At 69.0% G+C, this 21,978-nt stretch carries 21 protein-coding genes; 12 read left to right on the top strand and 9 right to left on the bottom strand.

Annotated elements, in window-relative coordinates; genetic code table 11:
- Nucleotides 1-231: 231 nt before the first annotated feature.
- From ACZ6YV_RS32645 to ACZ6YV_RS32630, 4 genes are all read right to left on the bottom strand, one after another.
- Nucleotides 232-531 (bottom strand): hypothetical protein, encoded by a 300-nt coding sequence (locus ACZ6YV_RS32645; RefSeq protein ID WP_465513280.1) that lies wholly within the window; start codon nt 529-531, stop codon nt 232-234.
- Between the two features lie 90 nt (nt 532-621).
- Nucleotides 622-1,620 (bottom strand): methylmalonyl Co-A mutase-associated GTPase MeaB, encoded by a 999-nt coding sequence (gene meaB / locus ACZ6YV_RS32640; protein WP_465513279.1) that lies wholly within the window; start codon nt 1,618-1,620, stop codon nt 622-624.
- A 3-nt stretch (nt 1,621-1,623) separates the two neighbouring features.
- Entirely contained in the window at nt 1,624-3,792 is a 2,169-nt protein-coding gene (gene scpA / locus ACZ6YV_RS32635; protein ID WP_465513278.1) for a methylmalonyl-CoA mutase, read from the bottom strand.
- Nucleotides 3,792-5,654, bottom strand: coding sequence for a methylmalonyl-CoA mutase family protein (locus ACZ6YV_RS32630; protein WP_465513277.1), 1,863 nt, complete (start codon nt 5,652-5,654; stop codon nt 3,792-3,794). The genes scpA and ACZ6YV_RS32630 overlap by 1 nt, the downstream gene beginning before the upstream one ends.
- Nucleotides 5,655-5,871: 217 nt before the next feature.
- Here ACZ6YV_RS32630 and ACZ6YV_RS32625 point away from each other — a divergent pair, with 217 nt between their 5' ends.
- Nucleotides 5,872-7,644 carry a serine/threonine-protein kinase gene (locus ACZ6YV_RS32625; protein WP_465513276.1) on the top strand — a complete coding sequence of 591 codons (1,773 nt, stop codon included), beginning with the start codon at nt 5,872-5,874 and terminating at the stop codon, nt 7,642-7,644.
- Here the strand turns inward: ACZ6YV_RS32625 and ACZ6YV_RS32620 are convergent.
- Nucleotides 7,624-8,265 carry a MerR family transcriptional regulator gene (locus ACZ6YV_RS32620; protein ID WP_465513275.1) on the bottom strand — a complete coding sequence of 214 codons (642 nt, stop codon included), beginning with the start codon at nt 8,263-8,265 and terminating at the stop codon, nt 7,624-7,626. The genes ACZ6YV_RS32625 and ACZ6YV_RS32620 overlap by 21 nt on opposite strands.
- A 120-nt stretch (nt 8,266-8,385) precedes the next feature.
- On the opposite strand from ACZ6YV_RS32620, the gene ACZ6YV_RS32615 reads away from it, so the two are divergent.
- From ACZ6YV_RS32615 to ACZ6YV_RS32605, 3 genes are read left to right on the top strand one after another with little or no spacing between them, the layout of a single operon-like run.
- Entirely contained in the window at nt 8,386-9,360 is a 975-nt protein-coding gene (locus ACZ6YV_RS32615; protein ID WP_465513274.1) for a hypothetical protein, read from the top strand.
- Nucleotides 9,357-9,788: an ABA4-like family protein gene (locus ACZ6YV_RS32610; protein ID WP_465513273.1), complete on the top strand. Its 432-nt coding sequence runs from the start codon at nt 9,357-9,359 to the stop codon at nt 9,786-9,788. The genes ACZ6YV_RS32615 and ACZ6YV_RS32610 overlap by 4 nt, the downstream gene beginning before the upstream one ends.
- Nucleotides 9,781-10,566 carry a purine-nucleoside phosphorylase gene (locus tag ACZ6YV_RS32605; RefSeq protein ID WP_465513272.1) on the top strand — a complete coding sequence of 262 codons (786 nt, stop codon included), beginning with the start codon at nt 9,781-9,783 and terminating at the stop codon, nt 10,564-10,566. Before ACZ6YV_RS32610 ends, ACZ6YV_RS32605 begins: the two co-directional genes overlap by 8 nt.
- A gap of 71 nt (nt 10,567-10,637) precedes the next feature.
- Here ACZ6YV_RS32605 and ACZ6YV_RS32600 read toward each other — a convergent pair whose 3' ends face one another.
- On the bottom strand, nt 10,638-11,795 hold the full coding sequence (locus ACZ6YV_RS32600) for a glycosyltransferase (protein ID WP_465513271.1): 1,158 nt from the start codon (nt 11,793-11,795) through the stop codon (nt 10,638-10,640).
- Between the two features lie 29 nt (nt 11,796-11,824).
- Here ACZ6YV_RS32600 and ACZ6YV_RS32595 point away from each other — a divergent pair, with 29 nt between their 5' ends.
- The 8 genes from ACZ6YV_RS32595 to hisS all read left to right on the top strand — a co-directional run bounded on the left by ACZ6YV_RS32595 (nt 11,825) and on the right by hisS (nt 19,452).
- Nucleotides 11,825-13,471: a phospho-sugar mutase gene (locus ACZ6YV_RS32595; protein WP_465513270.1), complete on the top strand. Its 1,647-nt coding sequence runs from the start codon at nt 11,825-11,827 to the stop codon at nt 13,469-13,471.
- Nucleotide 13,472: 1 nt separating this feature from the next.
- Nucleotides 13,473-13,925: a flavodoxin family protein gene (locus ACZ6YV_RS32590; protein WP_465513269.1), complete on the top strand. Its 453-nt coding sequence runs from the start codon at nt 13,473-13,475 to the stop codon at nt 13,923-13,925.
- Nucleotides 13,926-14,314: 389 nt separating this feature from the next.
- Entirely contained in the window at nt 14,315-14,707 is a 393-nt protein-coding gene (locus ACZ6YV_RS32585; RefSeq protein ID WP_465513268.1) for a helix-turn-helix domain-containing protein, read from the top strand.
- Entirely contained in the window at nt 14,704-15,225 is a 522-nt protein-coding gene (locus tag ACZ6YV_RS32580) for a hypothetical protein (RefSeq protein WP_378240725.1), read from the top strand. Before ACZ6YV_RS32585 ends, ACZ6YV_RS32580 begins: the two co-directional genes overlap by 4 nt.
- Entirely contained in the window at nt 15,222-16,355 is a 1,134-nt protein-coding gene (locus tag ACZ6YV_RS32575) for an MAB_1171c family putative transporter (protein ID WP_465513267.1), read from the top strand. The genes ACZ6YV_RS32580 and ACZ6YV_RS32575 overlap by 4 nt, the downstream gene beginning before the upstream one ends.
- Nucleotides 16,352-17,551: an amidohydrolase family protein gene (locus tag ACZ6YV_RS32570; RefSeq protein WP_465513266.1), complete on the top strand. Its 1,200-nt coding sequence runs from the start codon at nt 16,352-16,354 to the stop codon at nt 17,549-17,551. The genes ACZ6YV_RS32575 and ACZ6YV_RS32570 overlap by 4 nt, the downstream gene beginning before the upstream one ends.
- A gap of 188 nt (nt 17,552-17,739) precedes the next feature.
- Nucleotides 17,740-18,129 carry a hypothetical protein gene (locus tag ACZ6YV_RS32565; protein WP_465513265.1) on the top strand — a complete coding sequence of 130 codons (390 nt, stop codon included), beginning with the start codon at nt 17,740-17,742 and terminating at the stop codon, nt 18,127-18,129.
- 36 nt (nt 18,130-18,165) lie between these two features.
- Entirely contained in the window at nt 18,166-19,452 is a 1,287-nt protein-coding gene (gene hisS, locus ACZ6YV_RS32560) for a histidine--tRNA ligase (protein WP_465513264.1), read from the top strand.
- Between the two features lie 47 nt (nt 19,453-19,499).
- On the opposite strand, the gene ACZ6YV_RS32555 is transcribed toward hisS, so the two are convergent.
- The 3 genes from ACZ6YV_RS32555 to ACZ6YV_RS32545 are packed head-to-tail and all read right to left on the bottom strand — an operon-like array spanning nt 19,500 to nt 21,909.
- The gene (locus ACZ6YV_RS32555; RefSeq protein ID WP_465513263.1) at nt 19,500-20,501 is read right to left on the bottom strand and encodes an aldo/keto reductase; all 1,002 of its coding nucleotides are present in this window, start codon (nt 20,499-20,501) and stop codon (nt 19,500-19,502) included.
- A 26-nt stretch (nt 20,502-20,527) separates the two neighbouring features.
- On the bottom strand, nt 20,528-21,511 hold the full coding sequence (locus ACZ6YV_RS32550; protein WP_465513262.1) for an aldo/keto reductase: 984 nt from the start codon (nt 21,509-21,511) through the stop codon (nt 20,528-20,530).
- Entirely contained in the window at nt 21,508-21,909 is a 402-nt protein-coding gene (locus ACZ6YV_RS32545) for a MerR family transcriptional regulator (RefSeq protein WP_465513261.1), read from the bottom strand. Before ACZ6YV_RS32545 ends, ACZ6YV_RS32550 begins: the two co-directional genes overlap by 4 nt.
- Nucleotides 21,910-21,978: the final 69 nt, after the last annotated feature.

Genomic DNA, 21,978 nt, shown 5'->3' with positions numbered 1-21,978 from the left:
TCCTCCCGCAACGCAGTCACCTTCGTCTACCACCGTACGAGTGGTCACTGAAGGCACGCTGGGTGCCGTTCGATCTGTGATACGCATTTGCGATAGATCGTGCACCATGCAGATGACAAGCCGCTCGTCGAGTGATCGAGCCCTAGACGGCCGGTAGTGGATCTGCGTTGAACGGCTACGAGGAGTTCAGCCCGGGCTAAGCGGAGAGTCCTTCTACTTACCGGTAGCGGTTCAGGACTTCTTCTTCTTGGAGCGGGAGCGACGGCCCAGGATCACCAAGCCCAGCAGGATGGCCGCGACGATGCCCGCGATGACCTTGTTCTTGGTCTCCTGGCTGTTGGCCTTGTCGGTCTCGGCGGGGTCGAGCACCGGTCCCGGAGGCGCCTGCTCGAGTACCTCGTGCACCGCCGCTGCCTGCGCGATCGCCGGCGCGGGCGCCTGGATCTCACCGGCCTGCGCGGCGGGCGCGCAGACGATCAGCCCGGCGGCGACCAGTCCGGCCAGCCGCCCGAGACGAGACCTTGTAGGCATGACTCCCTTTCGTCGGCACTCCGTTCATCGACAGAACGCGGTTCGTCCACAGAGCGCGCCATCGATTCTGCACTCTGCCGGGTTACCGCGTCAGCCGCCACGCGGAGGACCGGAGAACGCCTCCAGAATCCGTTGCGCGGCCAGCGTCGGGGTCAGTTCACCGTCCCGGACCGCCCGTTCGACGTCCGGAACGACCGCTCGCACGTCCGGATGCGCGGCGAGCCGCCCGAGCAGCTGTTCGCGGACCATCGCCCAGGTCCACTCGACCTGCTGCCGCCGTCGCCGTCCGTCGAGTTCCCCGGACGCGGTCAAAACGTCGCGGTGCCGCCCGATTTCGGCCCACACCTCGTCGAGGCCGACGTCGGTGAGCGCGCTGCAGGTCAGCACCGGCGGGGTCCATTCGGCGTCGCGCCCGTAGATCATCCGCAATGCGCCTGCCAGCTCGCGGGCGGCGCGCTTCGCGTCGCGCTCGTGGTCTCCGTCGGCCTTGTTGACCGCGATGACGTCGGCGAGTTCGAGGACACCCTTCTTGATGCCCTGCAGCTGGTCACCGGTGCGGGCCAGGGTCAGGAACAGGAAGCAGTCGACCATGTTCGCCACGGTCACCTCGGACTGCCCGACCCCGACGGTCTCGACCAGCACGATGTCGTATCCGGCGGCTTCCATCAGCACGATCGTTTCGCGCGTCGCACGCGCGACACCGCCGAGAGTGCCCGAAGTCGGCGAAGGACGGATGAACGCCTTCGGGTCCACCGCGAGCCGCGCCATCCGGGTCTTGTCGCCCAGGATCGAGCCGCCGGTCTTCGTCGACGACGGGTCGACGGCCAGCACGGCGACCTTGTGCCCGGCTTCGGTCAGATCCGTGCCGAGCTGGTCGATGAAGGTCGATTTGCCGACACCGGGGACGCCGGTGATGCCGACCCGCCGCGCGCCGCCCGCGTGCGGGAGCAGCTCGACCAGCAGCTCCTGTGCCTGCGCCCGGTGGTCCTCACGGTTGGACTCGACGAGCGTGATCGCCCGCGACAGCAGGCCGCGGTCGCCCGCGAGGACGCCCTTGGCCAGCGCTCCGACGTCGATCTTGCGCGGCAAAGCTCAGGACTCCTGTGCGGTCAGCTGCCCGATCAGGTCGATCGCCGCGTCGGCGATGACCGTGCCGGGGCCGAAGATCGCCGCCGCGCCCGCCGCGCGCAGTTCCTCGTAGTCCTGCGGCGGGATGACGCCGCCGACCACCACGATGATGTCCTCGCGGCCCTGCTCGGCGAGTTCCGAACGCAGCGCGGGGACCAGCGAAAGGTGCCCGGCGGCCAGCGACGAAACGCCGATGACGTGCACGTCCGCCTCGATCGCCTGCCGCGCGACCTCGCCCGGCGTGGAGAACAGCGGGCCGACGTCGACGTCGAAACCGATGTCGGCGAAGCCCGTCGCGATCACCTTCTGGCCGCGGTCGTGACCGTCCTGGCCCATCTTCGCGACCAGGATCCGGGGACGGCGGCCTTCCTCCTCGGCGAACTTCTCGACCAGTTCGCGCGCCTGCTCGACGTTCTCGGCCTTGCCGACCTCCTCGCGGTACACACCGGAGATGGTACGAATCTGACCGGAGTGCCGCCCCCAGATCTTCTCCAGCGAGTCGGAGATCTCGCCGACCGTGGCCTTCGCCCTCGCGGCGTCGATGGCGAGCGCGAGCAGGTTCCCGTCCGACTGGGCGCCCGCGGTGAGCCGCCGCAGCGCGTCCTGCGTCGCGTCCTCGTCGCGTTCTTCGCGCAGCCGGCGCAGTTTCTCCAGCTGCTGCGCGCGCACGCCCGCGTTGTCGACCTTGAGCACGTCGATCTGCTCGTCGTCGGTGACCTGGTACTTGTTGACGCCGATCACCGGCTGACGGCCGGAGTCGATCCGCGCCTGCGTCCGCGCCGCGGCCTCCTCGATGCGCAGCTTCGGGATACCGGCGTCGATCGCCTTCGCCATCCCGCCCGCCTGCTCGACCTCGCTGATGTGGCCCCACGCCTTGCGCGCGAGGTCGTAGGTCAGCTTCTCGACGAACGCGCTGCCGCCCCACGGGTCGATGACGCGCGTGGTGCCGGATTCCTGCTGCAGCAGCAGCTGCGTGTTCCGCGCGATGCGGGCGGAGAAGTCGGTCGGCAGCGCGAGCGCCTCGTCGAGGGCGTTGGTGTGCAGCGACTGCGTGTGGCCCTGGGTCGCGGCCATCGCCTCGACACAGGTGCGGACGACGTTGTTGTAGACGTCCTGCGCGGTCAGCGACCAGCCCGACGTCTGCGAGTGGGTTCGCAGCGAAAGCGACTTGGCGCTCTTGGGCTCGAAGCCCTTCACCAGCTTCGCCCACAAAAGCCGCGCGGCGCGGAGCTTCGCGACCTCCATGAAGAAGTTCATCCCGATCGCCCAGAAGAAGGACAGGCGCGGCGCGAACTTGTCGACGTCCAGCCCCGCGTCGACACCGGAGCGGATGTATTCGACCCCGTCGGCGAGCGTGTACGCCAGCTCCAGATCGGCTGTCGCCCCGGCTTCCTGCATGTGGTAGCCGGAGATGGAGATCGAGTTGTACTTCGGCATGTTCCGCGAGGTGAACGAGAAGATGTCCGAAATGATCCGCATCGACGGCTGCGGCGGGTAGATGTAGGTGTTGCGGACCATGAACTCCTTGAGGATGTCGTTCTGGATGGTCCCGGCGAGCTTGTCCGGCGAGACACCCTGTTCCTCGGCCGCGACGACGTACAGCGCGAGCACCGGCAGGACGGCGCCGTTCATGGTCATCGAAACGCTCATCTTGTCGAGCGGGATGCCGTCGAAGAGCTGGCGCATGTCGTAGATGGAGTCGATCGCGACGCCCGCCATGCCGACGTCACCGGCGACGCGCGGGTGGTCGGAGTCGTAGCCGCGGTGCGTCGCGAGGTCGAAGGCGACCGAGAGGCCTTTCTGCCCGGCCGCGAGGTTGCGGCGGTAGAAGGCGTTCGATTCCTCGGCGGTGGAGAACCCCGCGTACTGGCGGATGGTCCACGGCTGGTTGACGTACATCGTCGGATACGGGCCGCGCAGATAGGGCGCGACACCGGGATAGGTCCCGAGGAAGTCCACTCCGGACAGATCGTCGGCGGTGTAGACCGGCTTGACGCCGATACCCTCCGGCGTCTCCCAGGCGAGCGCGTCGGGGCCTTTGCCGGTGGTGGCGTGCAGGGCTTCGGTCCACTGAGGACGGCCGGCCGGTTCGGGGGTGCCCAGCTCGACGCCGGCGAAGTTCGGGATGGTCATCACTGCACTCCGAGCTCGGTCAACGTACCGGTCAGGACTCCGAGGGCGTCACAGCCCGTGAAGAGATAGCCCGTGACGTCCGGGTGGTCGCCGGGTTTTCCGGCGAGAAGCACCGACGTGGCGCCGGCTTCCTTCAGGGCCTTCGCGACGCTGTCGGCTTCCTCCGCGTAGGAGGTGTTGCTTCCGCAGAGACAGGCGACCTTCGTTCCGCTGGCCCGGAATTCCGCGATGACGTCCTCGGGGGCGCCGGGGTTCACGGCCTCGATCCCGCCCGCCTGGAACAGGTTCGCCGCGAAACTCGCCCGTCCGGTGTGCGCCGCGACCGGGCCGAGGGTGGCGAGGAAGACGCGAGGACGGCTGGGATGCGCGTCCGCCCTGTCCCGCAGGGCCTCGAAGGCCCCGGCGTATCGGTACCGGGGCAAGCCGCCGTCCGGCAGGTCTTCGACGGGATCGCGGACGACCGTTTTCTCGGTCAGATTGGGGAATTCGCTGACGCCGGTGATCGGATCGCGCCGGGTCCCGATCCGCTTCGACCGCTTCTCCCAGGTTTCGGCGAGGCGTCCGGCGAGCGCGCCGGAGGCCAGTTCGGCCTCGATCCCGCCCGCCGCCTCGATCGCGGTGAACTCACGCCAGGCGGCCTTGGCCAGTTCGTCGGTGAGGTTCTCGACGTACCAGGAGCCGCCCGCCGGATCGATGACACCGGCCAGTTTGGACTCCTCCAGCAGGACGGCGTGCGTGTTGCGCGCGACCCGCGCGGAGAACGCGTCCGGCTGGCCGATCGCGGCGTCGAACGGGAGCACGGTGATCGCGTCCGCGCCGCCGACCCCGGCGCCGAAACAGGCCAGCGTCGTGCGGAGCATGTTCACCCACGGGTCGCGCTGGGTCAGCATCGCGGGCGAGGTGACCGCGTGCTGCCGCATACCGGAGCCCTTGCCGCCGGAAACCTCGGTGACGCGGGCCCACAGGCGCCGCGCGGCGCGGAACTTGGCGATCGTGAGGAACTGGTCGGCCGTGGCGGCGAGCCGGAACTCGAGCTGCCCGGCCGCGGTGTCGACGTCCAGCCCCGCCTCGGTGAGCGCCCGCAGATACGCGACGCCCGCGGCGATGGTCGCGCCGAGCTCCTGCGCGTCCGAGCCGCCCGCCTCGTGGAACGGCAGGCCGTCGGCGACGAGCGTCCGCACCTTCGGGTGACTGTCGGCGACCCGGGCCGCGAGCCGCGCGGCGGGCGCGAGGGGATGCGCCGTGCCGGTGCGCGCGGTCAGCCCGATCGGGTCGGCGCCGAGGGTCGCGGTGACCGCGCTCGCCGGGATCTCGCGTTCGGCGAAGAGCGCGAACAACTCGTTCGCGGCCGCTTCGTACTCTTCACCCGCGTCGAGGGTGACAGGCGCTAGGTCGACATAGACCTCGTTCAGCGCGTCGCCCAGCTCCGCGACGGGAACCCCTGTCGCGCCGGCGCGCAGCCAGATCGAGCTGACGCCGCCTTCGAGGTCGGCGAGGATCGCGGTGTTGGTGACCTTGGCGTCGCGGCGCGCGTACCGGGCGCGGATGTCCCAGCCCGTCGTCACCGAACCCTCGGGCCGGGCGTTTCGCACGAACGGCGGAAGCCCGGGGAAACCGGCTCCGTCGGCCACGTCATCGGCGGTGTAGAGCGGCTGGATCTCCAGGCCGTCGTACGTGCGGGTGACCAGCTTGCTTTCGGGCAGGCCTTCGAAGGTCTCGTCGATCGCGCCGCTCTTGCGCAGCACTCCGGCGACGAGCTCCCGCCACTGTTCCCGGCTCGCTTCCGGGAACTCCGCCGCGAGCTCCAGCGCGTCCGGCTCGTCGGGGGTCGGCACTGACTCCGTCTCGGCCACTTCCGTCATAGCTCACGATGCTAACGGCCCCTAACAGCCCCTACCTGTGACGCTAGTCGCGCCCGAAGGGTGGTCTTGAGATCGGGCGGGCCCGGCTTCGGGGTAGTGAAGGAGGCCTTCACGGACCCGCACCCGGCGCCTCACAAGACGTGTCCTCTCAGGTCCATTCGGTCGGCCAGGGCACGGCGAATAGGCCTGCCACGGGGGCATACGCCACAATTGGGTCGTGCCGTCCGACACCACCGAGTCCCCCGAGAGCCCAGGCGAAGAGAAGCGTGTCGTCGCCGGGCGATATCGGTTGCGCTCGGTGATCGGCTCCGGATCGATGGGCACGGTCTGGTCGGCCTACGACGAGTTCCTGCACCGCCCTGTCGCGGTCAAAGAGGTCCGCCTCCCGCCGGGCGTCCCGACCTCGCAGGCCGACGAACTGCGCGAACGGACCCTGCGCGAAGCTCGCGCGATCGCCGTTCTGAGTCACCCGAACGTGATCATCCTGCACGACGTCGCGCGCGAGAACGACGAACCGTTCGTGGTGATGGAGCTGCTGCCGTCGCGCAGTCTCGCGCACATCCTGCGCGACCACGGGCCGCTGACGGTCGAGCAGGCGGCGGCGGTCGGCATCGCGGTGGCGTCCGCGCTCGAAGCCGCGCACGCCGCCGGGATCACCCACCGTGACGTCAAACCGGGGAACGTCCTGGTCGCGGGCGACGGCCGGATCAAGCTCACCGACTTCGGCATCGCGCGCAACGTCTCCGAAGCCACCATGACCCGCACCGGGATGATGCTGGGCTCCCCCGCCTACATCGCGCCCGAGGTCGCCTCGGGCGGCGCGGTCGTCCCCGCCGCCGACCTGTGGGGGCTCGGCGCGACGCTGTTCGCCGCCATCGAGGGCTCTCCGCCCTACGACGCCGACGGCGACCCGCTCGAAACGGTCGGCAAGGTCGTCAACGGGAAGGTGCCGAAACCCGGTCCCGGTCCGCTGTCCGACGTCATCGGCGCGCTCATGAAGAAGGAGCCGTCGAAGCGGATCACGCTGCGCGAGGTGCGGCGCCGCCTGTATCCGTTGCAGGCCAAGACGCTGATCGACCTGTTCCCCGCCGAGCTGTTCCACACGCCCGACGGCAAGAAGACCACCGCGCATCTGGACGCGACCGACACCCAGGTGATCAAGCCGGTCGCCCCGGTGAAGCCGAGTGAGGGCACGAGCTCCGAACTCGCCGCGGATCCCGGCCCGCTGCCGTTCCTGAACCAGCCCGCCGCGGCGCCCGCACCGCCGGCCGAACTCCCGCCGATGCCGACCGTCCTCCCGCTGCCGCCCCGTCCGCCGGGCCGGTCCACGGCGGCCAACGTCCTGCTGGCGCTCGCGTCGGTCGTCGTCTTCCTGCTGGCCGCCGGGGGCGGGTTCGTGCTGGCCAGGACCGTCGCCGGACAGGATCTGCGGCCGCCGGAGGAGCAGCAGCAGGGCGACACGATCGTCACGCAGCCGCCGCCGAAGCTGATCACGCAGCAGGGTGACGCCAGCACGGTGAACGGCATCAAGGGCGGCCGGTTCACCATCGGCGTCCCGGAAGGCTGGCAGAAGTTCGTCGCGCCGCACGTCACCAGGGGCGTGCCGAGCACCGTGGTCCAGTACGTCTCGCCCGACGGCCGCCAGGTCATCCGGATCGAGCGGCTGAGCGGTTTCCTGGCCGACAGCCCGCCGCCCGCCTACTTCAGCTGGCTGAAGTCCCAGCATCCGGAGATCGCCCCCGTCCAGGAGCCGGACACCGTGCCCGGCCGGGGCGACAACAGCCTGCGCTACACCTACCGGATGGCCGAGCGCTCCGCCGCGACGAAGGACACCACGAACCAGAGCGTCACGCGCACGACGTTCATGGACCTGTTCAGCGGCGGCACGGATCTGTGGATCTTCTCGGTGACCTCGCCGATCGAGCAGGAGACGTCCACGAAGACCGCGGTCTTCGAGCCCGTCGCCCTGTCACTCATCGTCGACGGCTAGCCGCGCGAAGTACGCCTTCGAGGCACGCTGCTGCGCCAGCCTGCGCAGCACCGAAAGCAGCCTGTCGCCGAGAACGGTCTCGACGACGGCGATCTCGATGATCCGCTCCAGCGATTCGACCCCGGCGATGCCTTCGAGGTCCAGGTCGGCGGTCCGGTCGGCGATCTCGGCGTAGGCGTCGAGTTTGTCGAGGTACCAGCCGTGCCCGACGTCCCGGATCGAGCACAGGACCCCGACCAGGGCCTGGATGATCGGGTCTTCGGGATCCTTGCAGGGCCAGTCGCGGCGCTCGGCCAGGTCGCGGACCGTGTCGAGGGCCCATTCCCGGCTTTCTTCGTCGACGACCTGACGAGAGCTCGTGATGCCCTCCTGGGCGATGCCGAGGATGCGGTGGGGACTGGCCTTCCCCTCGTCGACCGCGGCGAGCACCTCGCCGACGGTGGCGAGCGAGAGGCCGCCGACGTCCATCAGCGCCCTGATCAGCTTGATCCGCTGGACGTGCCCGTCACCGTATTTCGCCTGGTTGGGGCTGGTCCGCTCGCCCGGCGGGAGCAGCCCTTCCCGCAGGTAGTACTTGATCGTGGCGACCGGGATCCCGGCTTTTTCGCTCAGCTCCGCCATCCGCACGCGTGGTGACTCCGATCTCGGGGACGGTTCCAGGGTCTTCCCTGAAGACTTCTCAGGATGGATAGTCTAACTTTCCATAACGGAGAGCTTGACTATCCATTCCGGGAGGGACCCATGACCATCTTGACCGATCTCCGTGAGAGAGCCCGCACCTGGCACCGCGGCGCGTACCTCTGCGCCCAGGTCTTCGCCGTGATCACCGTGCTGTGCGTCCTCGCCATGCTGATCGACCAGCGGACGCTGAGCGGCGCGCCGCTCTGGGCGAAACCGTTCAAATTCGCCGTCTCCGGCTCGCTGTACTTCTTCAGCTGGAGCTGGCTCGTCTCGCTGCTGCCGAAGTTCCGGCGGACGGCGAACGTGCTGACGAACGTGCTCGTCGTGATCTTCTCGGCCGAGTACGCGCTGGTGGTGTTCCAGGCCGCCCGCGTCCGCGCGAGCCACTTCAACAACGCGACCCCACTGGACAACACGATCTTCCAGACCATGGGCGGGATGATCGCGGCGCTGTGGATGATCAACCTCGTCTTGACGATCGTCGTCCTGTTCACCAAGCTCCCCGACCGCGCGACGAGCTGGGCGGCGCGGATCGGCGCCCTCCTCGGCATGATCGGGATCTCGCTGGCGACCCTGATGAGCAGCCCCACCGCGGACCAGCAGGCCGTACTCGATGCGACCGGCCAGTCCGCGATGATCGGCGCGCATACCGTCGGCCTCCCCGACGGCGGCCCCGGCCTGCCGATCCTCGGCTGGAGCACGGTCGGCGGCGACCTGCGGATCCCGCATTTCCTCGGCCTGCACGGACTCCAGGCGCTTCCGCTGCTCGCGCTCGCCCTCGGCGTCCTGGCCACCCGCTACCCGCGGCTGCGCGACGACGTCGTCCGGGTGCGCCTGGTGCTGATCGCCGGTGTCGGCTACGCGGGCCTTCTCGCGCTGCTCACCTGGCAGGCTCTTCGCGGCCAGTCGATCGTCGCCCCCGACGGCCAGACGCTGACCGCCTTCGCCCTGCTCGTCGCCGGCGTCGCGGTCAGCGGGCTGATCGCGATCGGGCGGCCCGCGAAGGACCGAGAGTGGGAGGCATCCATCCGATGAACGTCGGGACCCTGTTCACCTGGACCTTCCCACTGGCGACGCCGTTCTGGCTGCTGATGATCTTCCTGCCGGGCTGGTCGTGGACGCGCCGGATCATGTCCTCGCCGTGGACGCCGCTGCTGCCGCTGATCCCGTACTTCGTGCTCGCGATCGCGCACCTCGGCGAGCTGTGGGCCGTGGTCAGCCGCCCGGACCTGGACGTGCTCGGCGCGTTCACCGGCACGCCGTACGGGGCGGCCACGATCTGGGCGCACCTGATCGCCTTCGACCTGTTCATCGCGCGGTGGATGTACCTCGAATCCCGCGAGCACCGGATCCACCCGCTGGTGACGGGCCCGATCCTGGCGCTCACGATCTTCCTGTCGCCGTTCGGACTGGTGGCGTTCCTGCTCGTGCGAACTGTCCGGATACGCTCGTCGCATGAGTGAGAACGAGGTCGCGGCGGCCGCCGCCATCGCCGAACGCACCGGCGTCGAGAAGCACGACATCGCCGTCGTGCTCGGTTCGGGCTGGCGCCCGGCGGCGGACGTCATCGGGGAGCCCGAGGCGGAGATCCCGCTGGGCGAACTGCCCGGATTCGTCGCCCCGGGCGCGGTCGGGCACGGGGGAACCGCCCGGTCGGTCCGCGTCGGCGAGAAGCGCGCGCTGATCATGCTGGGCCGTACGCATTTCTACGAGGGCAAGGGCATCGACCCGGTCGTGCACAACGTGCGCACCGCCGCGGCGGCGGGCGCCAAGACGGTGCTGCTGACCAACGCGGCCGGTGGCCTGCGCGAGGGCTTCCACGTCGGACAGCCCGTGCTGATCTCCGACCACCTGAACCTGACCGCGCGCTCGCCGATCGTCGGCGCGAACTTCGTCGACCTGACGGATCTCTACTCGAAGCGGCTGCGCGACATCGCGCGCGAAATCGACCCTTCGCTGGAAGAGGGCGTCTACGCGGGACTGACCGGGCCGCATTTCGAGACCCCGGCGGAGATCCACATGCTGCGGACGCTCGGCGCCGACCTCGTCGGCATGTCGACGGTGCTGGAGGCCATCGCCGCCCGCGCCGCCGGGGTCGAGGTGTTCGGGCTTTCGCTGGTGACCAACCTGGCGGCCGGGATGACCGGGGAACCGCTGAACCACGAAGAGGTCCTCGAAGCGGGCCGCCAGTCGGCCACCCGCATGGGCACCCTGCTGAAGGAACTCGTCACCCGCGCCTGAGAAGTGTCATGAAAGGGTCGTTCAGGACGAAAAACGTCTTGAACGACCCTTTCATGACATCTGAGGGAGACTCAGCCCGCGAACTCGGGAAGCCGCTGGGCGACCTCCGCCGGTGACGGCATCGCGGCGACCTCGTCGGCGAGTTTCCGTGCCGCGCCAAGGACAGTCTCGTCGGTGAGCAGCTTGCGCGCCTGCTCGTGAATGGCGTCCTCGACGATGGCGCCCCCGATCAGCTGCGCGCCCACCCCGGCCGCGGTGACGGCCTCGGCGTTCGTGAACTGGTCCGCCCCCTGCGGAAGCACCAGCTGCGGCAGCCCGGCGCCGAACGCACCCAGCGTCGTCCCGCTGCCACCGTGGTGGACCACGAGGTCGACGTGGGGCAGGAGTTCGGCCTGCGGCACCCACGCCTCGACCCGGACATTGCCCGGGACGTCGCCCAGTTGCGCGGGATCCACCGTCGGGCCCGCCGCGACGATGACGTCCGCGTCGATCCGCGCCAGACCGCTGATGGCCCGCTTGAGCACGTCCTCGTCCCCGAACGCGGTGCCGAGGGTGAGGTAGATCAGCGGACGGCCCTTGTCCCGCCCCACCACACCGGCCGGGAGGTCCCCGGGCTCGGCCCAGCCGACGGGACGCAGCGGAATCCTGTTCGCACCGGCCAGGAAATCCGGTGATTGCACCGATTCCGGACAGATGTCGACGACCGGGTCACCGTGGGAATGCAGGTCCGCGCCTTCGAAACCGACCTCCGCGGCGAATTCCGCGAGACGGCCGTTGATGACGTCGACGACCTCGCCCGGCGAGAACCGGCCGAAACCGTGTCCGATCGCGGGGATGCCGGCGAGCCGGGCGGCGATGGCGCCACCGGCGTTGCCGCTTTCGTAGACGACGAGATCCGGCCGGTGCCGCTCGAACAACGGCGTGAGGTCGGCCAAGAACCGCCGCGGCAGCACATTTCCGAATACCTGCCCGATAACGGGATATAACTCGTCGGGCGGGCCGTTCGAGGCCCGGGGCGGGGCAGCATCGGGACCGAAGAACGAAGCGAACGCCTCGTGCATCCCGATGCCGGCGCTTTCCGTGGCCAGACCGGCCTTTTCGACGACCGGCCGCATGTCGTCACCGGTGGCGAACAGTACATCGTGCCCGGCGTCGCGAGCGGCGACGGCGAGCGGTAGTAGGGGATAGAGATGACCATGACTCACCAGAGAAGTGAAGATCAATCGCACCCTCTCCAACGTACCCGTAGGCTGACTCGGTGACGACTTCCTTGACCCCGGGACTCCGGGATCGGGCGTTCCGCTGGATCGCCGACGACCCGGACGACGATTCCCGTGTCGAGCTGCAGAACATCCTCGCCCGCGCGATGGGCGGGGAAGAGGGCGCGGCGGGCGAACTCGCGGACCGGATGTCCGGCCCGCTCGAATTCGGCACCGCCGGACTGCGCGGCCCGGTGCGCGCGGGCCCCAACGGGATGAACGTCGCGGTCGTGACCCGCACCACGGCCGGTGTCGCGGACTGGCTGGCCGCACAAGGACATTCGGGCGGGGTCGTGGTGGTCGGCCGCGACGCGCGGCACGGTTCGGAAGCCTTCGCCAAGGCCGCCGCGGAGGTGATGACGGCCGCCGGTTTCGCGGTGAAGGTGCTGCCGGGCCCGCTGCCCACGCCGGTGCTCGCGTTCGCCGTGCTGGACCTCGGCGCGGTCGCGGGTATCCAGATCACCGCGTCGCACAATCCCCCCGCCGACAACGGCTACAAGCTTTACGACGCGACGGGCGGTCAGATCGTCCCTCCGTCGGACGGCCTGATCGAGGCCGCCATCGAGGCCGCTCCCCCGGCGATCAGCGTGCCCCGCGCGCCGGGCGCCGAGGTCCTGGGCGACGAACTCCGGGACGCTTACCTCGCCAAGGTCGCGCTTCTCCCGCGCGGCCCGGAACGCGGGATCAAGGTGGCCGCGACGGCGTTGCACGGCGTCGGCGCGGAGACCCTGCGGGCCGCGTTCGAACGGGCCGGTTTCACCGGGCTGAGCCTGGTCGCCGAGCAGTCCACGCCGGATCCCGACTTCCCGACGGTCGCCTTCCCGAACCCGGAAGAGCCGGGCGCGACGGATCTCTTGCTGGCACTGGCATCCGAAGTGGACGCCGATCTGGCGATCGCGCTCGATCCCGACGCCGACCGGTGCGCGCTGGGCGTGCGCGAACGGGACGGTTCGTGGCGGATGCTGCGGGGCGACGAGACCGGTGTCCTGCTCGGCTGGCACGTTTTGTCCACTGTAGACAGGACGGACTCGGCGGATCCGCTGGTGGCCACGACGATCGTGTCGTCGTCGATGCTCGGCGAAGTCGCGAAGGAGTTCGGCGCGCGCTACGCGGAGACGTTGACCGGGTTCAAATGGCTGGTCCGCGCGGGCGACGGGCTCGTGTTCGCCTACGAAGAGGCGCTCGGCCTCTGCGTGAACCCCGGCTTCGTGCGTGACAAGGACGGCATCTCCGCCGCCGTGCTCGCCGCGGGGCTGACCGCTTCCCTGCGCGCGGCGGGCCGCGGCCCGCTGGACGTCCTGGACGAACTGGCCGTGAAACACGGTGTGCACGTGACGGATCAGGTTTCGCTGCGGGTCACCGACCTGTCGGTGCGGGAGAAACTGATGGCCGGCCTGCGCGCCGCTCCCCCGGTGTCGCTGGGCGGCACCGACGTCACGATGGAGGACCTCCTGCCCGACGCCGACGTCCTGCGCCTGACCGGCGAAGGGTTGCGCGTCGTCATCAGGCCTTCCGGGACCGAGCCGAAGCTGAAGGCGTACCTGCAGGTGAAGGAGCCGGTTTCCGGCGATCTCGCCGAGGCACGCACCGCTGCGGACGCCCGGCTGGCCGCGCTCCGGGCCGACATCGAGTCCCGTCTGGCCTGACGTGCCCAAGCTGCTGATCGTCCACCACACGCCGTCGCCCTCGACGCAGGCGATGTTCGAAGCCGTGCTCTCCGGCGCGAACCATCCGGACATCGAGGGCGTCGACGTCGTGCGGCGTCCGGCGCTGGGCGCGACAGTGCCCGACGTCCTCGACGCGGACGGCTACCTGCTCGGCACCCCGGCCAACCTCGGCTACATGTCCGGCGCGCTGAAGCATTTCTTCGACACCGTCTATTACCCGTGCCTGGATTCCACGCGGGGACGGCCGTTCGGGTTCTTCGTACACGGCAACAACGACATTTCCGGCACCGTGCGCGGGATCGAGAGCATCACCACCGGCCTCGGCTGGGAAAGCGTGGCTTCCCCGGTGCTCGTCACCGGAGAACCGGGCAAAGCGGATTTGGAAGCCTGTTTCGAACTGGGCGGCACTTTGGCCGCGACCCTCATGCCCTGACACCCTGCCGCGTTTCGTCCTCTGGATGCGTGATCGCGCATTCAGAGGACGAAACGCGGGATGAAAGTAAAGGGGCCTGTCACCGGAAGCCCTGGGGGTCGACCTCCGGCAACAGGCCTAGGCCAAGGGTTCGCCGTGATGGCGATCAACCTTGGCTGCCCAAGCGTACTACATCCGGCACGATCTTGTGCACCCACCTGGCAAAACGCCTCTCACTCCGTTGTCCGTACACCCCCAGGGCACGGATTCCGGAGCGAGAGGCCGGAACACGGTCCGAAACCGCTTGACAACTGTAAACCACTGCATACGTAGGCTGTCAACAGCTGCGGACAGGCTGAATCGCGTTACACTCCCACTACAGAACGGAACTATGGAACGGATGGGGGGTCATGACGCCGTACCAGACCTTCGCCCAGAAACTGACCGCGCTGATCGACTCGGCGCGCGCGGACGAAGGCGCCCCGCACAGTTATCGCGAGTTGTCCGCGGCGATCGATCGCGCCGGCGGGCCCGCGATGTCACCCGCGTACCTCCAGCAGCTCGCCACGGGCAAGCGGATCAACCCGAAGATCCACTACGTCGAGGCGCTGGCGAGGCTGTTCGGCGTCTCGATCACCTACTTCTTCGAAGACCAGGAACCGCAACCCGCCGGAGAGGCGACGCTCATGGCCATGCGCGCGCAGGAACTCTCCCCGCAAGGCCGGCGCCAGGTCATGGACCTGCTGGAACTCGTCGAGCGCTACGAACGCGCGGAGCGCGACCAGCCGGGCGAAAGCCGATGAAGGAACGGGAACTCCGCAAACGCTGCCGCAAGATGCTGAACAAGCTCGACATCGAACCGCCGCTCGACGTCGGCGTGCTCTGCGAACGGCTCGGCGAGCAGCGCGGCAGGCCGATCCGGCTGATGCCGTATCCGCTGGAGGTCCCCGGCCCGTTCGGCTGCTGGATCGCCACCGGTTCGGCGGACTACATCTTCTTCCAGCAGGAGACCACGAAGTCCCATCAGGACCACATAATCCTGCACGAACTCGGGCATATGCTCGCCGATCACCATCCCGGCGGCGACGCCCAGCCCGCCGATTTCCTGCGCGGCCCCGCCCCCGGGCTCGACGGCGACGCCGTACACCGCGCTTTACGCCGCACCTCCTACGATGAGGCGCACGAATGGGAAGCCGAGACCGTGGCGACCATCATCCTCGAATGGGCGTCGGTCTTGAACTACACGATTCCCCGTCGCGCCGACGACGATGACGTCCGCCGTGTCCAAGGCGCGCTGGGCGACCATCAAGGGTGGCTGTGAACTCGCTGTTCTCCCCTCTCAACGTCGTCGCGATGGTGCTGTTCGCGACCGCGCTCGCCTGGCGGATCTACCAGACCTACCGGGCGCCGCGAGTCCTGCCGAACTGGGCGATCACCATCACGATCGTCTGCGTCGCGGGCTCCTTCCTCGCCCAGCAGAAAGTCATCTCCGGCTGGCTCGACGGACTGACGGGCAGAGGCACCGGGCGCCTGGTCAACAACGTCCTGCTCGCCATCGGGGTCTGCGCGCTGCTGATCGTCTTCCTCGGCTCCGCGCTGGGCCCGCGCCGGCCGGGGCGGGTCCTCTTCGAGCTGATCCCACTGTCCGGCGCGATCGCGCTGATGCTGGTCGCGATGGCCCTCACCCCACCGGAGGCACGCGGGCTCGCGCTGAGCCCGAAGCTCGTGCACGAGCCCGGTGTGGCGCTGTTCTACCTGGGCGCCGGGCTGTACCTGATCTACGGCCTGTCCGCCTGCGCCTGGTGGATCTTCCGGTACATCCGGACCGCGGACCGCCATCTGCGGACCGGGCTGAAACTCGGCGCGGCCGGACTGCTCTGCCTTTCGGTGGGCAGCGTCTTCCGCGCGCTCTACATCGTGATCGCCTGGGCGTTCGGGCCGTCGATCCCGCTACTGCTCACCGTCGCCGTTCCGTTGGTACTCCTCGGGATCGTGCTCTTCCTCGCCGGGATCACCTATCCCGGCGCACGCGCCCGGTTCGCCGCATTGCGCCGCCGCCGCCAGCACCGGCTGCACCACGAACGGCTCACCCCTCTCTGGACCGCGCTGGCCGAGATCTACCCGAACATCGTGCTGCGGACCACGCCGCAGGGACCGTGGGAGCGATGGCGCCCGCGCACGGTCCACCGCCGGTACTACCGCCGCGTGATCGAGATCCGGGACGGGCTCGTACAGCTGAGCCCCTATCTGGAAACGGATCTCGCCGCGCTCGCCACCGACGATCCGCGAGCGGCGGCGGAGGCGCTGAAGACGGCGATCGCCCGGCAGACCGCGGGCGAGGAGACAGACGGGCGGGCGAAACTCGTGCTCCCCGGCGGCGCTTCCGACATCGAATCCGACGTGCGGCCGCTGCTCGCGCTGTCGGCCGCCGTATCCCGGAATGAGGCTTGACCTTGCAGCTGCTGCTGACGGCGGACCGGATCCTGCCCCGTCCTGGCACGCCCGTCCAGGACGGCGCCGTCCTCGTCGAGGGCGACAGGATCCTCGCGGTCGGTCGGCGCGCCGACGTCGTGGCGCAGGCGTCACCGGACGCCGAAAGGCTTGATTTCCCCGGCGCGACGGTGCTGCCCGGCCTGTTCAACGCCCACGTGCACCTGGCTTTCGACGCCACCCGCGAGATGCTGCCGAACTTCCTGGCGAGCCAGGACGACGTTCTCCGCGCCGGTGCCAAAGACCGCTTGGGACAGCTGTTGCGCAGCGGCGTCACGACGGTGCGGGACCTCGGCGATCGCGACGCCTTGGGCGCGCGGGTCCGGACGGAGCTCGAAGCCGACGGGGTCGCCGCTCCGCGCCTGCTGACCGCGGGATCGCCACTGACAGTCCTCAATGGACACTGTCATTTCTTCGGCGGCGAGGTCGCCGGTGACGACGCCGTCCGGGCCCTGATCGACGCCAACGCGGCTTCCGGCGCGGACGTGATCAAGGTGATGGCCGGCGGCGGCCAGATCACCGAGGGCGGCGCGGACATGTGGGAGTCCCAGTTCGACGTCCGGACCCTGCGCCTGATCGTCGAGCACGCGGCGGCCCACGGGCTTCCGGTCGCGGCGCACGCCCACGGCGCCGACGCGATCGAGGCGTCGGTCGAGGCGGGCGTGGCCACCATCGAGCACTGCACCTGGATGACCGGCCCGCAGCGGCAGGACAGGCGCGAAGGCGTCGCCAAACGGATGGCGGCCGAGGGCATCGCGGCGTGCTCGACGAGCAGCCGCAACTGGCGGACGCTGGCCGAACGCATGGGCGAGGAACTCGCGAAAACCGTCTACGGCAGGCTTTCCTGGCTGGAGGAACTGGGCGTCCCGCTCCTGGCCGGAACCGACGCCGGGCTGCCCGGTTCGGTCTTCGACGATCCCGTCGGCGCCCTCGAACTCTACGAATGGCTCGGCTTCGGCAGGCGCCGGATCCTCGAGATCGCGACCGAGGACAGCGCCACCGGACTCGGCCTCGGCGACGTCACCGGGCGACTCGCCCCCGGCTTGAGCGCCGACGTCCTGGTGGTCGACGGCGATCCGCTCGCCGACCTTTCCGCCCTCCGGAACCCGCGCCTGGTGCTGGCCCGCGGCTCGGTCGTGAGTGGCGATTCGGGTTAGGCCAAGAGTGCCTTAGGTACCTGCTGGGTTCTGGCTGTGCTTGAGGTACGTGAAGGCCCCCTTCACGTACCTCAAGCGACCGAAGCGGCGGTGACGCATCGGTCCCGGAAGTGGGACGCCAACTTTGGTGACACTGTTTTAAAACAGTGTTATCGTTGCCTTCGCCCCCACCACCGAAGGGAAACACCATGGAAGGCCCGATCAGGCTCTTCACCGTCATCGCGCTCGTTTCGCTGCCGACGGTGATGTACGGCGGCTACGCGCTGATGGGTGTCCTGCGCGAGAAGAAGCTGACCGAACACCAGCGCGGGATGTTCCGCGCCGGTCACGCCCACGCCGGTGTCCTGCTGGTCCTGGCGCTGGTCGCACTGCAGATCCTCGGGCAGACCGGGCTCCCGGACACCGCTTTGTGGATCGTCTGCTTCCTGCTGCTGTTCGGCGTGCTCGCCCAGTCCGGCGGCTTCTTCCTGCACCTGCTCCCCGGCAAGGGCAAGCTCGGCGGTCGCGTCACCAGCGCCGGCGCCGTCCTGCTCGGGGCGGCGATCCTGACCACCGCGTACGGCGTGGCCTTCCCCTGACAAAAGCACTGGCGACCGCTCGTTAAGCTTGCTGACGTGCCTGAATACCTGCCGACAGCCCCCGCGAAGGGGACCCGCGACTTCCTGCCCGCCGAGATGTCCGTCCGGACGCAGGTGTTCGGCCATCTCTACGACGTGCTCGAACTGCGGGGTTTCCTCCGCTACGACGGGCCGATCCTCGAACCCGCCGAGATCTACGAGCGGAAGTCCGGACAGGAGATCGCGGACCAGCAGCTGTACACGCTGACCACCAAGGGCGGCGAGCGGCTGGCGCTGCGCCCGGAGATGACGCCGTCGGTCGCGCGGATGATCGCGGGCAACGCGAAGTCGCTGCAGTTCCCGGTGCGCTGGTACAGCCACCCGAACTGCCACCGCTACGAGCGGCCGCAGCGTGGCCGGGTCCGCGAGCACTGGCAGATCAACGCGGACATCTTCGGTTCGGACAGCGCGAACTGCGAGATCGAGATCTTCGAGCTCGTCCACGACATGATGAGCGCGCTCGGCGCGACCCCGGACATGTTCCAGGTGCGGGCCAACGACCGGAACCTGCTCTCGTCGGCGCTCACCGACATCGTCGGCGTGACGGCGGAGCAGTTGCCGCAGGTGTTCACCCTGGTGGACCGCTGGGAGAAGTCGGACCGCACGAAGCTGAGCGACACCGCGACCGAGATCGGCCTGACCGAGAAGCAGTTCGAAAAGCTGGCCGAGATCCTGTCGTCCGGCACCGCGCTGCTCGACGAGCTGCCCGAGCAGGTCAAGGAGAACTCGAATCTGGTCAAGGTGCTGAACAGCGGCGCCGCGAACCTGATCACGTTCGACCCGATGATCGTGCGCGGACTCGCGTACTACACGTCGACCGTGTTCGAGGTCTTCGACACCTCTCCGGAGAACCGGCGGGCGCTGTTCGGCGGCGGCCGGTACAGCGACCTGGCGTCGTTGTTCACGTCGCAGCAGATCCCCGGGATCGGCTTCGGCATGGGCGACGTCACGCTGATCGACTTCCTCGACACTCACGGCCTGACACCGAAGCCGCGCAGTGAGACCGACGTCGTGGTGATCCCGGTGGTCGAGGAGCTCACCGACGCCGCGCGCGAGGTCGCGGGACGGCTCCGCAAGGCCGGTCTGCGCACGTCCACGCCCGTCGAGCTCCGCAAGCTGGGCAAGGAACTCACCCGGGCCGACAAGGCCGGGGCGCGGGCCGTGGTGATCGTCGGCCAGGAGGACTGGGACGCCGGGAACGTGACGGTCCGCGGGCTCGCGACGCGTGAGCAGCAGACCGTCGCCGTCGACGGTGTCGTCCCGGCGGTCAATTCTCTTCTCTGACAACGAAAAACCGGCGCCAAGTCTTGGCGCCGGTTTTTCCTTGTCTCTCAGCGCGACAGCGTCTTCATGGACGCTTCGGGGTACCGCTCCCCCGCGACCGCGTCGGCCGGGACCGCCGCCTCGATCGCGGCCACGTCCTCGGCTGTCAGCTTCAGGCCGACGGACGCGACGTTCTCTTCGAGGTACTTGCGCCGCTTCGTCCCCGGGATCGGCACGACGTCGTCACCCTGCGCCTGCACCCAGGCCAGCGCGAGCTGCCCCGCCGTGACACCCTTCTGCTCGGCCAGCGCACGCAGCGCCTCGACGATCTTCAGGTTCCGCTCCAGGTTGCCGTCGGCGAACCTCGGCTGGAGCGTCTGCCGGAAGTCGCCGTCCGCGAAGTCCTCTTTGGACTTGAAGCGGCCGGTGAGGAAACCGCGGCCCAGCGGGGAATACGGCACCAGCCCGATGCCGAGCTCACGGCAGGCCGGGACGACCTCGTTCTCGATGTCGCGCGACCACAGCGACCATTCGGTCTGCACCGCCGTCACCGGATGCACGGCGTGCGCCCGCCGGATCGTCTCCGGACCGGCCTCGGACAACCCGATGTGCCGGATCTTGCCCTGCTCGACCAGCGAGGACAGCGCGCTCACGGTCTCCTCGATCGGCACGTTCGGGTCGACCCGGTGCTGGTAGTAGAGGTCGATGTGATCGACGTTCAGCCGACGCAGGGATGCCTCGACCTGTTGCCGCACATAGAATTCGTCGCCGCGGATCCCGCGCTTCGAAGGGTCGGCCTCGTCGCGCACGATGCCGAACTTGGTCGCCAGCACGACCTTGTCGCGCTTGCCGGACAGGGCGCGGCCGAGAAGTTCCTCGTTGCGGCCGAAGCCGTACATGTCGGCGGTGTCGATCAGGGTCACGCCGAGGTCGAGCGCGCGGTGGATCGTCGCGATCGATTCGGTGTCGTCACCTTGGCCGTAGAACTCGCTCATGCCCATGCAGCCGAGCCCTTGCGCGCCGACTTCCAGCGTGCCGAGCCTGCGTGCGGGCAGGGTGGAACCCGTCATGATTTCTCTCGCAATTCTCTGGTTTCTTACTTACCGGCCGCGCGGGCGAGCCGCTCCGGGTAGCGCTCACCGGCGATCGCCTCGACGGGCGCTGCCTTTTCGATGGCCTCGATGTCCACTTCGGACAGTTCCAGCTCTGCGGCGGCGGCGTTCTCTTCGAGGTACTTGCGCCGCTTGGTGCCGGGGATCGGCACGACGTCGTCGCCCCGCGACTGCACCCAGGCCAGCGCGAGCTGCCCGGCGGTGACGCCCTTCTGCTCGGCCAGCGCACGCAGCGCATCGACGATCGCCATGTTGCGCTCGAAGTTACCCTCGGCGAACCGGGGCAGCCCGCGGCGCATGTCGTCTTCCGGCAGGTCCTTCACCGACGTCACGCTGCCGGTGAGGAAGCCGCGGCCGAGCGGCGAGAACGGCACGACGCCGATCCCCAGCTCGCGGGTGGCCGAACGGATCTCGCCTTCGATTCCGCGCGTCCACAGAGACCACTCGCTCTGCAGAGCCGTCACCGGGTGGACGGCGTGCGCGCGACGGATCGTCTCGGCACTGGCCTCGGAGATCCCGGCGAACCGGATCTTGCCCTCCTCGACCAGCTCCGCGAGCGCGCCCCACGTCTCCTCGACAGGAGTGTTCGGGTCGACCCGGTGCTGGTAGTAGAGGTCGATGTGATCGACGTTCAGCCGACGAAGCGACTCTTCGCAGCTCTGCTTGACGTACGCCGCGTCGCCGCGAGCGGACATCCCGCCGTCCTTGTCCCAGACGATGCCGAACTTGGTCGCGAGGACGACCTGGTCACGCTTGCCCGCGATCGCGCGGCCGACCAGCTCTTCGTTCGCGCCGGCGCCGTAGACGTTCGCGGTGTCGAGCAGGGTCACGCCCAGTTCGAGGGCGCGGTGGACGGTGGCGATCGACTCCGTGTCGTCGTCGCGGACGCCGTAGGCCTGGCTCATCCCCATGCAGCCGAGTCCCTGCGCCCCGACTTCCAGACCGCCGAGCCTCCTGGTGCTGATCACGCTGAAATTCCCTCCACGGTGGCTCCGGTGCCGAGCACCGCGCGCTCCACCTGGTCGTAGTGGTCGATCTTGTAGTCGAGGATGTCGAGGCAGGCCTGCAGCTCGGCGATCCGGTCGGCGACCGAGGTGCGCTGGTCGACGAGGATCGACTTGCGCCGTCCCGCGCTCGCCGCCCCGTGGTGGCGCAGCGACGCGTACTCCCGCATGCGCTTGATGGGCATGCCGGTCAGGCGCAGCTTGGTCAGGAACCCCAGCCAACCGAGGTCGTCGTCGGTGTAGGCGCGGCGCCCCGCGGCGTCCCGTGCCGGTGGCTCGACGAGTTTGATGCGCTCGTAGTACCGGAGAGTGTCGATGGACAGTCCGCTACGTCGCGCGGCTTCCGCTATCGAGTAGCTCATGTCAACGACAGTACGACCTGGAGTGCGCTCCAGGTCAACTCCGAATCCGAGCGATTGATAACAGCGTTG

The organism is Amycolatopsis sp. NPDC102522 (assembly GCF_055584485.1).
The sequence above is the reverse complement of the archived record's forward strand: the minus strand, read 5'-3'. Positions and strand labels throughout refer to the sequence as shown.

What these genes read in the sequence shown, in the direction of transcription:
- ACZ6YV_RS32645 (WP_465513280.1), bottom strand. Translation starts at nt 531, where the DNA reads ATGCCTACAAGGTCTCGTCTCGGGCGGCTGGCCGGACTGGTCGCCGCC.
- scpA (WP_465513278.1), bottom strand. Translation starts at nt 3,792, where the DNA reads ATGACCATCCCGAACTTCGCCGGCGTCGAGCTGGGCACCCCCGAACCG.
- ACZ6YV_RS32630 (WP_465513277.1), bottom strand. Translation starts at nt 5,654, where the DNA reads ATGACGGAAGTGGCCGAGACGGAGTCAGTGCCGACCCCCGACGAGCCG.
- ACZ6YV_RS32620 (WP_465513275.1), bottom strand. Translation starts at nt 8,265, where the DNA reads ATGGCGGAGCTGAGCGAAAAAGCCGGGATCCCGGTCGCCACGATCAAG.
- ACZ6YV_RS32615 (WP_465513274.1), top strand. Translation starts at nt 8,386, where the DNA reads ATGACCATCTTGACCGATCTCCGTGAGAGAGCCCGCACCTGGCACCGC.
- ACZ6YV_RS32610 (WP_465513273.1), top strand. Translation starts at nt 9,357, where the DNA reads ATGAACGTCGGGACCCTGTTCACCTGGACCTTCCCACTGGCGACGCCG.
- ACZ6YV_RS32605 (WP_465513272.1), top strand. Translation starts at nt 9,781, where the DNA reads ATGAGTGAGAACGAGGTCGCGGCGGCCGCCGCCATCGCCGAACGCACC.
- ACZ6YV_RS32585 (WP_465513268.1), top strand. Translation starts at nt 14,315, where the DNA reads ATGACGCCGTACCAGACCTTCGCCCAGAAACTGACCGCGCTGATCGAC.
- ACZ6YV_RS32580 (WP_378240725.1), top strand. Translation starts at nt 14,704, where the DNA reads ATGAAGGAACGGGAACTCCGCAAACGCTGCCGCAAGATGCTGAACAAG.
- ACZ6YV_RS32565 (WP_465513265.1), top strand. Translation starts at nt 17,740, where the DNA reads ATGGAAGGCCCGATCAGGCTCTTCACCGTCATCGCGCTCGTTTCGCTG.
- ACZ6YV_RS32555 (WP_465513263.1), bottom strand. Translation starts at nt 20,501, where the DNA reads ATGACGGGTTCCACCCTGCCCGCACGCAGGCTCGGCACGCTGGAAGTC.
- ACZ6YV_RS32545 (WP_465513261.1), bottom strand. Translation starts at nt 21,909, where the DNA reads ATGAGCTACTCGATAGCGGAAGCCGCGCGACGTAGCGGACTGTCCATC.